This window comes from Erwinia sp. 009765445 (assembly GCF_058137865.1).
In genome coordinates this window covers 21,196-32,815 of record NZ_JBYUWC010000022.1, presented here as the reverse complement: position 1 = coordinate 32,815, position 11,620 = coordinate 21,196, and the positions used below count along the sequence as shown (strand labels likewise).

At 56.6% G+C, this 11,620-nt stretch carries 12 protein-coding genes; 4 read left to right on the top strand and 8 right to left on the bottom strand.

The window, feature by feature from the left end; genetic code table 11:
- Window positions 1-3 precede the first annotated feature (3 nt).
- Entirely contained in the window at window positions 4-789 is a 786-nt protein-coding gene (locus AC3Y5R_RS20675) for a transporter substrate-binding domain-containing protein (protein ID WP_489922894.1), read from the bottom strand.
- A gap of 308 nt (window positions 790-1,097) precedes the next feature.
- Window positions 1,098-1,937, bottom strand: a complete 840-nt coding sequence (gene hpxU, locus AC3Y5R_RS20670) for a MurR/RpiR family transcriptional regulator HpxU (RefSeq protein WP_489922893.1) — start codon at window positions 1,935-1,937, stop codon at window positions 1,098-1,100.
- A 197-nt stretch (window positions 1,938-2,134) separates the two neighbouring features.
- Between hpxU and AC3Y5R_RS20665 the strand changes: the two genes are divergently transcribed.
- From AC3Y5R_RS20665 to hpxZ, 4 genes are read left to right on the top strand one after another with little or no spacing between them, the layout of a single operon-like run.
- Window positions 2,135-3,721, top strand: coding sequence for a gamma-glutamyltransferase family protein (locus tag AC3Y5R_RS20665; protein WP_489922892.1), 1,587 nt, complete (start codon window positions 2,135-2,137; stop codon window positions 3,719-3,721).
- Between the two features lie 12 nt (window positions 3,722-3,733).
- Window positions 3,734-3,922 carry an oxalurate catabolism protein HpxX gene (gene hpxX, locus AC3Y5R_RS20660; protein WP_489922891.1) on the top strand — a complete coding sequence of 63 codons (189 nt, stop codon included), beginning with the start codon at window positions 3,734-3,736 and terminating at the stop codon, window positions 3,920-3,922.
- Window positions 3,919-5,316, top strand: a complete 1,398-nt coding sequence (locus AC3Y5R_RS20655) for an AtzE family amidohydrolase (RefSeq protein ID WP_489922890.1) — start codon at window positions 3,919-3,921, stop codon at window positions 5,314-5,316. Before hpxX ends, AC3Y5R_RS20655 begins: the two co-directional genes overlap by 4 nt.
- A 2-nt stretch (window positions 5,317-5,318) precedes the next feature.
- Window positions 5,319-5,702: an oxalurate catabolism protein HpxZ gene (gene hpxZ / locus AC3Y5R_RS20650; protein ID WP_489922889.1), complete on the top strand. Its 384-nt coding sequence runs from the start codon at window positions 5,319-5,321 to the stop codon at window positions 5,700-5,702.
- Window positions 5,703-5,745: 43 nt separating this feature from the next.
- Here hpxZ and AC3Y5R_RS20645 read toward each other — a convergent pair whose 3' ends face one another.
- The 6 genes from AC3Y5R_RS20645 to AC3Y5R_RS20620 are packed head-to-tail and all read right to left on the bottom strand — an operon-like array spanning window position 5,746 to window position 11,568.
- On the bottom strand, window positions 5,746-7,731 hold the full coding sequence (locus AC3Y5R_RS20645; RefSeq protein WP_489922888.1) for a PRD domain-containing protein: 1,986 nt from the start codon (window positions 7,729-7,731) through the stop codon (window positions 5,746-5,748).
- A 49-nt stretch (window positions 7,732-7,780) separates the two neighbouring features.
- The gene (ulaG, locus tag AC3Y5R_RS20640) at window positions 7,781-8,851 is read right to left on the bottom strand and encodes an L-ascorbate 6-phosphate lactonase (protein ID WP_489922887.1); all 1,071 of its coding nucleotides are present in this window, start codon (window positions 8,849-8,851) and stop codon (window positions 7,781-7,783) included.
- Window positions 8,848-9,492 (bottom strand): orotidine 5'-phosphate decarboxylase / HUMPS family protein, encoded by a 645-nt coding sequence (locus tag AC3Y5R_RS20635; RefSeq protein WP_489922886.1) that lies wholly within the window; start codon window positions 9,490-9,492, stop codon window positions 8,848-8,850. The genes ulaG and AC3Y5R_RS20635 overlap by 4 nt, the downstream gene beginning before the upstream one ends.
- A 15-nt stretch (window positions 9,493-9,507) precedes the next feature.
- The gene (gene ulaA, locus AC3Y5R_RS20630; RefSeq protein WP_489922885.1) at window positions 9,508-10,809 is read right to left on the bottom strand and encodes a PTS ascorbate transporter subunit IIC; all 1,302 of its coding nucleotides are present in this window, start codon (window positions 10,807-10,809) and stop codon (window positions 9,508-9,510) included.
- Between the two features lie 22 nt (window positions 10,810-10,831).
- Window positions 10,832-11,113, bottom strand: coding sequence for a PTS sugar transporter subunit IIB (locus AC3Y5R_RS20625; RefSeq protein WP_489922884.1), 282 nt, complete (start codon window positions 11,111-11,113; stop codon window positions 10,832-10,834).
- Window positions 11,114-11,115: 2 nt separating this feature from the next.
- A complete protein-coding gene (locus AC3Y5R_RS20620) occupies window positions 11,116-11,568 on the bottom strand; it encodes a PTS sugar transporter subunit IIA (RefSeq protein WP_158783451.1) in 453 nt (150 codons plus the stop codon).
- Window positions 11,569-11,620 lie beyond the last annotated feature (52 nt).

Below are 11,620 nucleotides of genomic sequence, written 5' to 3'. Positions count from 1 at the left end.
CCCTTACGCGCCGAGATCTGCCGGCAGTGGCGCTTTCAGCCACTCTTCAGACATGCCGTTCAGCGTCTTGTCTTTGATGGCCTGATCGATCAGCTCATCCACTTTCGCCTTCAGCGTCGGTTCGTCTTTGCGCATGCCGATAAAGCACGGAGAATCCTTCAGCATAAATTTCGCTACCGGTGCTTTGTCCGCGTTCTGACGGGCAATCGCAGCCACCACCAGGTTCCCGGTTGCCACATATTGCACCTGGCCAGAAAGGTAAGCAGAGAGCGTGGTGTTGTTATCTTCATAGCGCTTCAGCTGGGCGTCTTTCGGAGCAATATCGCTCAGCACCATGTCTTCCACCGCACCACGGGTCACGCCGATGGATTTGCCGCTCAGTCCGGCCGCCTCTTTCAGGTCAGCGTCTTTCGGGCCAAACACTCCAAGGAAGAACGGCGCATAAGCACGGCTGAATGCGATCACTTTTTCGCGTTCCGGATTTTTACCCATGCTGGAGATCACCAGATCCACTTTATCAGTCTGCAGATAAGGGACTCGGTTTGCACTGGTAACTGGCACCAGCTGCAACTTAAGTTTCATCTGTTTTGCCAGGTATTTTGCCATATCGATGTCATAACCCTGGGGCTGCAGATCGGTACCCACTGAACCAAACGGCGGGAAATCCTGCGGAACGGCAACGCGCAAAACGCCTCGTTTTTCAATGTCCTGAAGCTGATCAGCCATCGCATGAGTCACCTGAGTTAACATCAGCGCCGCACCTACTACTGCCAGTAATGCTTTCTTCATTCTTCTCTTCCCCGATTAAGTCATCATGAAACGAAAGATTCTTGAAGAAGATGTTTGCAACTAATGTGCCATCGACAATAAATCGACGCTAATTATTTTTGGCCGCAGAACGTCACGCCTGCTGAAAGGAGGAACGCGAGGGAAAAACAGCGTGGGATCCAGAAGTTTAGCTTTAACAGTCAGGATTTTTGCTGAGCAAACGGTTGCCCTGCAAGAGGAAAGAAACGTTAGTTACAGCAAGAACGAAGTTGAGCGGAGCGATTCAGCATTCGCCCCATAATAAAGCAAAGCACCAAAACAGTGCCCCACTAACGTTGTTCCAGCTCGTCCAGATGGCTGTAGAGGTCGGCAATCTGGTGAATGCGCTGACGACCTTCGCTGAGCAATTCATGCAGCACGGCATTCGCCAGCAGGTTGATCAGGCTGTTAGCCGAAGCATAGCTGTCAAAGGCGGATACGCTGTCCAGCGGTGCGCAAAGCTGCCAGCGGGCCAGAGCAATCACCGCCTGCGCCTGGGGTTCGCACATCACCAACGTCGGGATGTTGTCACTCTGCAACTGCTGCAGTAACGGTTTGATAATCCGTGGACGACGGCGGAAAGCCATCACCACCACCATATCTTCCGGCGTCGCTTCCACCAGCTCTTCCGACAACGTCTGGCCCGGCTGCGGCAACACCTGAACGCCGCCACGCGCCTGCAGCAGCTGCTGACGAAGGTGCAGTGCCACCGGATAGGCATTTCTCATCCCGATGATAAATATACGTTTTGCGGTAGCCAGCTGCTGCACCACCTCACCAAACTGAGCGGTATCAATAGTGTTTACCCACAGGGTGAGATTGGCCATTTCCTGCTTATAATGGCGGGCCAGCAGCGTGTTACCCTGCACCGCATCCCGGTTATCGGTCAGCGGCATGCCGCTCTGGCGCAGCGTGCGCAGTTCGTCGCGCATGTCCTTGTATTTTTCATAGCCAAGCCGCCTGAAGAGGCGGCTGACCGTCGCCTTGGAGACGCCGCTGAGCCTGGCCAGTTCGGCGCTGTTGTAGCTGATCAGGTCGTCGAAGTGGTCGAAAGCAAAATCAGCCACGCGCTGCTCCTGTGGAGAGAGCTGCGGGTAATGACTTCTCAGGCGTTCATCGAGCTGCTTCATATCTCAGACCTTTGTAACTTTCGTTTCAGAGAACACAGCCTATACAAATAACGTGCCTGCTGAAAAATTTTTTCGCTGAGCAATCGTCTGATTCTCTCCGGCGGCTTTTTTCCGGTGGCCAACAAACTGGAACATCTCTTGCTTGATTATCCCTTGTTACCAGTTATCCCCTGTAACCCGAAAAAAATGAGACTGTGATGATCCAAAGTAATATCGCCCCGCTCGGCATGGCCGTGGCACCCCATCATCTGGCCAGTGAAAGCGCACTGGCCGTGTTGCGCGAAGGGGGCAATGCGATTGAAGCAATGGTTGCTGCCGCGGCTACCATCGCGGTGGTCTATCCGCATATGAACGGGTTGGGAGGGGATGGCTTCTGGCTGATTGTTCCTCCACAGGGCGACCCGATAGCCATTGATGCCAGCGGTGCCGCAGGTTCGCTGGCTGATTTCTCCTTTTATGAAGGTGCAGCGAACATCCCCCATCGCGGCCCGAAAGCGGCGCTGACCGTGGCCGGAACAGTCAGCGGTTGGGCTGAAGCGCTGGAGGTCTCGGCTGAATTCGGCGGCAGCGCCATGCCGGTTTCGCGCCTGCTGGCCGATGCCATCCGCTACGCCGCAGACGGTATTCCGGTCACCGACTCTCAATCTTCCGCGACCCGCAGCAAATACCACGAGCTGGCAAATCAGCCCGGCTTTGCTGCCACCTTTTTACCGGACGGCGAAGTACCCCGCCCCGGAAGCCGCTTCACTCAGCCGGAGCTGGCTGACACGCTGAGTATCCTGACCGAAGAGGGGCTGGAGAGTTTCTATCGTGGTTCGCTGGCAACCAGGCTGGCGAGTGAGATGTCAGCGCTGGGTATGCCGATTACCCTTGAAGACCTGAGCCATCATCATGCGCAGCGCCGCACTCCGCTGCGTATTGAGCACCAGTCCGGCGAAGTGTTCAATATGACCCCTCCCACCCAGGGGCTGGTTTCACTGGCGATCCTCGGCATTACCGACCACCTGAACATGGCCGATGCCGATGAGGCGCAGACCATCCACCGCATCGTTGAAGCCACCAAGCTGGCCTTTGACCTGCGCGATCGCTACATCACCGATCCGCTGCATATGCAGGAACAGATGCAGACGCTACTGGATTCCGACCTGCTGGCGCAGCTGGCGGGAAAAATTGATGACCGGCAGGCTGCGCCTTGGGGCACCGGTAAAGGCCCCGGCGATACCGTGTGGATGGGCGTGATGGACAGCAGCGGGCTGGCCGTGTCGTTTATTCAGAGTATTTATCACGAGTTTGGCAGTGGCGTGGTGATCCCGGGCACAGGTATTACCTGGCAAAACCGCGGAGCGGCGTTCAGCCTCGATCCGGATCATCTGCTGGCGCTGGCACCGGGTAAGCAGCCATTCCACACCCTGAACCCGGCCGCCGCACGTCTGAATGACGGCCGCACCATGGTGTACGGTTCAATGGGCGGAGACGGCCAGCCGCAGACCCAGGCTGCAATTTTCACCCGTCATGTGGTGCAGGGCATGCCGCTGCAGGAGTGCGTCAGCGCCCCGCGCTGGCTGCTGGGCCGCACCTGGGGACAATCTTCCGACTCGCTGAAGCTGGAAGGCCGGTTTGCACCTGAAACCTTTAACCAACTTCGCGCGCTGGGCCATGAAGTCGAAGAACTGCCCGCCTTCAGCGAGGCTGTTGGTCACGCCGGGGCAATTGTCCGGCACACTAACGGCATGCTGGAAGGCGCATGTGACCCACGCAGTAACGGCAGCGCAGCCGGTTTTTAACAGGAGAGGATGATGAAACAAACTTCGCCCGACTGGGCAGCCTACGTGGCACAAATGGAACAGGTTCTGGGCGTCACGCTGGATGACCAGCGTCGCGCCGAGCTGTTGGTGCAGTTCGCCCGCATCGCCGGAATGGCGGAGCCGCTGATGGCTTTCCCTCTTGACGACCGTCTGGAAGTCGCGGGGGTGTATAAAGCATGAATCTTGCCTCGTTATCCATTGCCGGGCTGAAGAGCGCGCTGATCAAAGGTGAGCTGAGCGCTCGTGAAATCGCCCAGCAGACGCTACAGGACATTGAGCACTATAATCCGGCGATCAATGCCTGGACCCACCTCACCCAGGGTCGCATGCTGCAGGAAGCGGATCGCATCGATCGCCTGCGCAAAGAGGGATTGCCCCTGCCAGAACTGGCCTCCATCCCCTACGCGGTGAAAAACCTGTTTGATGTTGCCGGTCATTCCACGCTGGCTGGTGCGAGTCTTTTCAGCGATCGTCAGGCAGCGCGGCAGGATGGCTGGGCGGTGCACAAGCTGGCAGAAGCCGGTGCCCTGCTCTCCGGCATGCTGAATATGGACGCCTATGCTTACGGCTTCACCACCGAAAACAGCCATTACGGTGCGACGAAAAACCCACGTGACCTTAGCCGGATTGCCGGAGGCTCCTCGGGCGGCTCGGCGGCGGCCGTCGCGGCTGGCCTGGTACATTTCTCCCTGGGCACCGACACTAACGGTTCAATTCGCGTGCCCGCTTCGCTGTGCGGCATCTTCGGCCTGAAACCAACTTTTGGCCGTCTTTCCCGCAGCGGCAGCCATCCGTTTGTTGCCAGCCTCGATCATATCGGGCCATTTACCCGTTCAGTGGACGATCTGGCGCTGGTTTATGATGCGCTGCAGGGCCGCGATCCGCAGGACAGTTTCCAGGCTGAAAAAGCCATTCACCCCACCCACCAACTACTGGAACACGGGATGGAAGGCCTGCGTTGCGGCGTGCTGGGCGGTTACTTTCAGACCTGGTGCAGCGAGGAAGCCCGTACCGCAGTGGCCACCGCAGCTAAAGCGCTGAATGCTCAGGATGAAGTGACGCTGCCCGAGGCTGAACTGGCCCGCACCGCGGCGTTTATTATCACCGCTTCAGAGGGTGGCAATCATTATCTGCCAGCCCTGAAGAGCGTCCCGGATCGTTTTGAGCCACTCTCCCGTGAGCGTCTGCTCGCCGGGGCGATGGTGCCGTCAGCCTGGTACGTTCAGGCCCAGCGCTTCCGTCATCATTTCCGCCAGCAGGTGCTGCCGCTGTTTGAGCGGTTCGACGTGCTCATTGCCCCGGCAACGCCGGATAGTGCAACAACCATCGGTCAGGAAACCATGCGTATCAATGGCACTGATTTGCCCATTCGCGCCAGTATGGGCATGCTGACCCAGCCAATTTCATTCCTTGGCCTGCCGGTCACCACCGTGCCACTGCAGACGCCGGGCGGCCTACCAATAGGCCTGCAGCTGATTGCCGCGCCGTTTAAAGAAGAGGCCTGCCTGCGTGCAGCCTGGGCGCTGGAAAAAATGGGTATCGCCCGCGCGCTGCCCGCTAACCTGAGTGCATAAAAATGAAAACTGTACACATTGATCGCCCTGCAATCCTCGCCGAAGTGACCGCAGCTTTTTATCGCTATGAAGAGGCGCTAATCACCAACAACACTGCTGTACTCGACGAGCTGTTCTGGCATGACGAGCGCACCGTACGGTTGGGAGCAGGAGAGAATCTGTACGGCATCGAGGAGATTCGTGCTTATCGCGCTTCCCGTCCGGCGCAGGGTCTGGATCGTGAACTGCGCAATACGGTGATCACCACTTTCGGGGAAGATTACGCGGTATGCAGCACAGAATTCACCCGTGAGGGCAGCGACAAAATCGGCCGCCAGCAGCAGACATGGGTGAAACTGCCCTGTGGCTGGCGCATTGTTGCGGCGCAGGTCAGCCTGATGGTCTGACATCGGTTGCCTGCGAAAAGCCCCACGCCAATGGGTTGAAATTTCAGCAGATAGCGGCCAGCACTCCATCGCAGGAGCTGGCCTTTAACAGCCTTTCAAGGCGGCTTTCATCGCTGACCACTTCATTTAGCGCCTCCAGCAGCCCGATATGCGACAGGTTGCAGGACGGCACCAGCACCACGATCATCAGCGGGTTAATGCTGACCGGCACATCATCAAACTGCAACGGGTGCTTCAGTTTGAGCAAAGAAAGTGCACCCGTCCCGCTCTGCTTTGGCGGTTCAGCATGCAGCAGCAATATCCGGTCCGACAGATAACGATTCAGCCCTTCCCGCTCGATAGTCGCCACGATCTGCGCGACATAGTCCGGACCAATCACTCCCTGTTCCAGCAATGGCCTGGCCGCAAGCTGCACGGCTGCCCGCCAGCGGGGATGACGCCCACAGTAGCTGACCCGTCCCTGCAGATACTCCGCCAGCGTCTTTTTATGCACCGGTTTATCGGCTGGAGACGCAACATCATCCCCGCCCTCCAGCAGCAGGCGGAGCTGTAATTTTTCACGCGCATCCAGCATATGCTGAACGCGAATAACCGTGGCACCCGGGTACTTACCCTGTGGCAACGCAACAGTGCTGACCACCAGGCGGGTGCCATCCGGCACTCCCTGCTGCTCCAGCTGGCTGACGGAACAGTGTTCGATTGCCAGCGGCACAATGGTCAGATTACGCAGCTGATTCTCCAGCAGCGCCGTGGAAGAGAGGCCGCCCTCGGTGACCAGCAGCAGCAATTGTTCACGGGTTTCCCGTCGTTTATCAAGCCATGCGACAAAACTGATGGCAATATAACTCAGTTCATCATCGCTGAAGACCACCTGATAAGCCTGCTCAAGCCCCGCAACGGCCTGGCGACAGAGGCGAAATATCAGCGGATAGCGCTGGATAACCTCTTGCCGCAGCACATTCTCAGTGTGAATATGAAACAGGCAGCGCTGCAGCGCCGGGCCAAGGTGGGCGAATAATCGCGTCACCAGTCGGGAAATATCCACAAAATACACGCCTGACAGGGACTGGAAATCGTCAATCAGACGATGAATACAGGCGATTAACCGGCGGTCTTCCTCGCCATTGCCCGGCTGGCTGTTCAGGCTTTTACTGGTGGAAAGCAGCAGGCAGAAGAACAAAGTGTTGCAGGAGTGGGGCTTGCAACCCAGCGTTTCGGTCAGCCTGGCGTTAAGCAACGCCGCCGCTTCGCATTCCGGCCTGCGGCGCAGCCAGCTCACCTGAGCAGGACTGAAGATAATCAGTTTTCCCTGCTGCGTCTGCAACAAACAGAACAACACCATATGGTGCATCAGCCGCTTATCCTTGTCGGTGAAGTCTCGCCAGAGATACTCTCCGGCAACCGCAATGGCCTTGTCGGTTGCCTGCTGTACCTGTCCGGATGAAACCCCCAACGCCTGCAACTGGCTCAGTAAAATACTGGTTATTCGCTTTTCAGCCTGCCCGTCGGCGTACTTCAGCATGTGTTGCAGCGTTTGCATCACGCACAGGTTGATTTGTAATGCATTGCCGGTGATTTGATAGCCCTTCTTCCTGCTCACCGACAGCATCAGACCATGCTCACGCTGCAGGCTCTCTTTCAGCAGTTGCAGATCGTGAAGCGTGGTATTGCGACTGACGTTATTCAGCAGAGAAACCGACTGAGTAAACTGTGGAGCGTGGCTGCAGACGAGAAAGAACAGAATATGGTCACGGCGTTCATCCGCCCGCAGCTTGTAGCCGGGACCGCCCAGTTGGGCAATCTTTTTCAGGATTGAGCCGGATTCCCCCACGCCAAACCTCAGCCCGGAGTCAGGCAGCCGGGTGAGCGGAGAAAAATCCTGCTGGCTCAGCCAGTCGTTAATTTTCCCCCAGCGATAGTAGAAATTGCGTTGCGGCAGGCCAATCCGCTGGCACAGACCGTCAACGGATAAACCGGGATCGGTTGCCACCTCTTTCAGGATGGTGATGGCAAGATGATCAAGTTGCATGCTTTCTCCCTCAACTGCCGGTGCGGGCTGGCACCGGCGGCGGTTCCATTCAGAGAAATGATGGGAATGGCAGGTCCGTTTCTGCCTCGAAAATATCAGGGAAACCACGTGGATGTTGGTAAACCCGCCGGTTTTTATCCCGTGGATAAACAAACTTCCCGCCCGGCTGCCAGATAAAAGGGACAAACTGATACTGCAGACGGTCGCGACGCATGGCGTACAGCGTCAGGATTTCATTACAGTCGGCCAGCATATTGCTCCAGATATCGTGGTGAACCGGGATCACCACTTCGGTACGCAGCGCTTCCGCCATACGCAGGATGTCAACTGCAGTCATTTTGTCGGTGATGCCGATCGGGTTTTCACCAAATGATCCCAGCGCGATGTCAATTTTGTGCTCCAGCCCGTGTTGCGCATACATATTTGAGTAGTGAGAATCGCCGGAGTGATAAATATTGCCGCCCGGTGTTTTCAGCAGATAGCTGACCGAACGCAGATCCATATCCGGGATGTCGCCGGAGCCGCAGTCGGCCAGCGGCTCCGGTGGATCGGTGATCAGAATGGTACGATCGCAGGACTCCAGCACCACGATCTCCATGTCTTTCACTTTAAGCACATCCCCCGGTGCCACCACCTTGCAGCGACTGACCGGTACGCCCCATTGCACCCACAAGTCCACACAGGCCTGCGGGCCGATAAAAGGCACGCTCTCACCGCAGTTCTGCAGCACCGCAGCGGCAACATTAATATCGATATGATCGGCATGGTAATGCGTCGCCAGCACCGCATCAATTTCACGAATGGCAAACGGATCCAGAACAAATGGCGTGTTACGCAGGTTCGGCTGGGCGATGCGGGCACCGCTCATCCGCGCCATCTGATGGCTGGGTTTCATGGCGGGCAGATCCTTGCGGCGTTTGCCGGCACCACACCAGAAGTCGATGCAGACATTGGCGTTTCCGGGCGTTTTTACCCATAACCCGACGCAGCCCAGCCACCACATCGCCACCGAACCGGCTGCCACCTGCTCTGCCGCAATCTCATCATTCAGCCAGCTTCCCCACTCGGGAAAAGTGTTGAGGATCCACGATTCGCGGGTGATCTCTTTTATATTGCTCATGCTGATGTCCTTTTTCCTGAGACGATTTTTCGAAATGCGCTGGCGGCGTGGGCACGGTCAGCGGCGTTGAGAATGGCTCCTCCGACAATAACGATCTCCGGAGCAAGCTGCTGCTGGATCTCCCCGATGCTCTCCAGGGAGATCCCTCCCGCCAGTGCAACCGGCAATCCTGTTGCGGCGCGGACGGCAATAAGCTCCCGGAAAGCTTCCCGGGGATCGTCGCCGCAGTCGTCATTTTTATGCACGCACAGTAGTGTCGCTCCAAGCGCCTTCAGCTCGACGGCACGTTGCACGGGATCGCTGGCCGATTGCAGATCGAACACCACTTGTGCCTGATTCTTCCTGCCGATAGCCAGCACTTTGCTTACGGCAGTGTCGCTGGCGACTGCCAGCATTGAGTAGTAGTCCGGGCGACAGTGTGCCATCAGCGTGGCTTCCCGCTCCGGCCCGTCAATGATCTTCATATCCAGAAACAGCGGTTTATCGGGGAAGATCGCTCTGATTTCACCGACGATCGAGATGCCGCAGAGTTTCAGTAACGAGGTGCCTACTTCAATGATATCGACCTGCGCGCCCGCCTCACGGACCACAGTTAAAGCCTGCTGCCGGTCTAGCAGATCCAGAGCCAGTTGTATTTTCATTTTTCCCTCCATGGTTTACAGCACCAGCCCGAAAGCCGTGCCAATCAATTTAAGCAGGTATAACAGCGGTAAAAAAATCAGGGTAAAGTCGATGTTGGAGAACATCAGCCCTGAGCCAAACAGCGGCCCCATTAGCGGATAGAGCAGGATAATCCCCGCGTGGGCAATCAGGCTGGTAATAAGGCCAGCAGCCAGCGCACCCTTATAGCCACCATATTTATTGCCGAATACCCCCATGGTGCAGCCATCAAAGAACATGATTATCGGGCTGGGAAAAACGATGATGGCACTGTTAAACACGATGGTGGCCCCCATAACCAGTAAGGCTCCGGCCACTGAGGCGATAAAGCCCAGCATTGCTCCAGTCGGTGAATAGGGGAACAGTGCCGGGCAGTCGAGCGCCGGAACCGCATCCGGCAGCAGGCGGTCGGAAATGCCCTTAAAAGCGGGAACCACAGAGCCGATAAACATCCTCACCCCCACCAGCAGAACCACCACCCCGGCGGTAAAGGTCAGCCCCTGCATGCACAGCCAGACTAGCCAGTTGGTTTTGCCACTGAGTTCGCTGATCCCCTGCTGCCCCACTGACAACCCAATACCGAGAAAGATCAGCGGCATCAGGAAAGCCAGGGAAAGGGTGTTATCGCGAAACATCGACAGGAAGCCCGGCAGCTTCAGCACTTCGGCATCCTGCAAAGGATTACCGACCACGCGCGCAATCCTGCTTGCCAGCCAGGCTCCCGCCTGCTGATGATGCCCGAGCGTCAGATCGTCACCAACAAATTGCTGTGCCAGCACACGGGTGATTGCCGGCGTCAGCGTCCAGTACAGGGCACAAAGCACCGCTCCCGTCACGATTAGCGGCATACCTTTAATCCCCAACACGCCAGGCAGCGACAGCACCATAAATGTGGCGAGAAAAAGTTGCATATGCACCGTGAGATAGACGTTTTTGCAGCGCCGGAACGGCACGATGAAGATAAAAAACAGGTGCAGCAGGAAGCCAAGAATAAAGGTCAGCGTCACGTCGTTAGCCAGTTGCAGCATCGCCACCCCAAAGGCCGCCTCGTTAGCGGGAAGTACACCCTGAATATTAAGCATGCTGTTGAGCTTATCCATGATCGGGGTCAGTGAGCTGAGCAACGTCCCCGATCCCACAGTCAACACCAACAGCCCGACGATGGTTTTCACTGTTCCATCAATAACTTCTGTAGCCTTTTTTCGCTGCAGCAGCAGCCCGATTAGCGCAATCAATCCCAGAAACAGCGGGGCCTTGTCCAGTATCTGATAGATGATAAAGCCGACGAAGTCTTTCATGATGTTCTTCTCCAGAACGTTTTTATAATCCCTTTTCCTTCAGGAAATTGCCGAGGCTGCTTTCAATCTCCACTTTGCGCACAAAATTGGTCAGCACCAGTGTTTTAGCCTGTAGCTCTTCTGGCATGGTGACCGCCAGCTCGCGGGTGGTGACGTAGACATCAGCGCTGATGCTGCGGATACTGCCGACATCACAGGTATCCACCTGAGCTTCGATCTGCATTTTTTTCAGCACCTGCTCAATGTTCATTTTGGCAATGACGCTGGAGCCCAGGCCCATGCCGCACACGCAGACAATTTTCATTTTTATTCTCCCGGTATTGCATGATTAATAGCGCGATACACCTGTTCTGCGTCATCGCACCGTTTTAAAAAAGGCAGGTTCTCTTCGTCATCCAGATAGCTCACTAATCTGGCCAGCAAATGGATATGGTTGTTTTTATCGGTCGCACACAGGGCAAAAACAATTTGCACCGGATCGTTCTCTTCATTCCCGAAGCAGACCGGCTGTGCCAGAGTGACCATACTGATGCCGGTCCTGATCACCGCCGGGCCAGGTCGGGAATGGGCAAAGGCGATGCCTGGGGCCACCACGATATACGGCCCCAGCGTCTCGACCGCGCTAATCATCTCTGCCGTGTAGGAAGGAAAGCTGTACTGGCTGGCGACCAGCAGTTCACCTGCAGCGGTAATCGCCTGCCGCCAGTTGCTGACTTCGATCCGCAGACGAATATTTTCCCGGTTAATAATGTCATCCATCAGGTTTCGGCTCCTGCCTTGTCATTGATGTGCCTATCCTGGACGCGACGAG

Coding starts and splice junctions, on each gene's coding strand:
- AC3Y5R_RS20675 (WP_489922894.1), bottom strand. CDS start 789: ATGAAGAAAGCATTACTGGCAGTAGTAGGTGCGGCGCTGATGTTAACT.
- AC3Y5R_RS20620 (WP_158783451.1), bottom strand. CDS start 11,568: ATGGATGACATTATTAACCGGGAAAATATTCGTCTGCGGATCGAAGTC.
- hpxX (WP_489922891.1), top strand. CDS start 3,734: ATGAAACAAACTTCGCCCGACTGGGCAGCCTACGTGGCACAAATGGAA.
- AC3Y5R_RS20655 (WP_489922890.1), top strand. CDS start 3,919: ATGAATCTTGCCTCGTTATCCATTGCCGGGCTGAAGAGCGCGCTGATC.
- hpxZ (WP_489922889.1), top strand. CDS start 5,319: ATGAAAACTGTACACATTGATCGCCCTGCAATCCTCGCCGAAGTGACC.
- AC3Y5R_RS20635 (WP_489922886.1), bottom strand. CDS start 9,492: ATGAAAATACAACTGGCTCTGGATCTGCTAGACCGGCAGCAGGCTTTA.
- AC3Y5R_RS20645 (WP_489922888.1), bottom strand. CDS start 7,731: ATGCAACTTGATCATCTTGCCATCACCATCCTGAAAGAGGTGGCAACC.
- AC3Y5R_RS20625 (WP_489922884.1), bottom strand. CDS start 11,113: ATGAAAATTGTCTGCGTGTGCGGCATGGGCCTGGGCTCCAGCGTCATT.
- ulaG (WP_489922887.1), bottom strand. CDS start 8,851: ATGAGCAATATAAAAGAGATCACCCGCGAATCGTGGATCCTCAACACT.
- ulaA (WP_489922885.1), bottom strand. CDS start 10,809: ATGAAAGACTTCGTCGGCTTTATCATCTATCAGATACTGGACAAGGCC.
- hpxU (WP_489922893.1), bottom strand. CDS start 1,937: ATGAAGCAGCTCGATGAACGCCTGAGAAGTCATTACCCGCAGCTCTCT.
- AC3Y5R_RS20665 (WP_489922892.1), top strand. CDS start 2,135: ATGATCCAAAGTAATATCGCCCCGCTCGGCATGGCCGTGGCACCCCAT.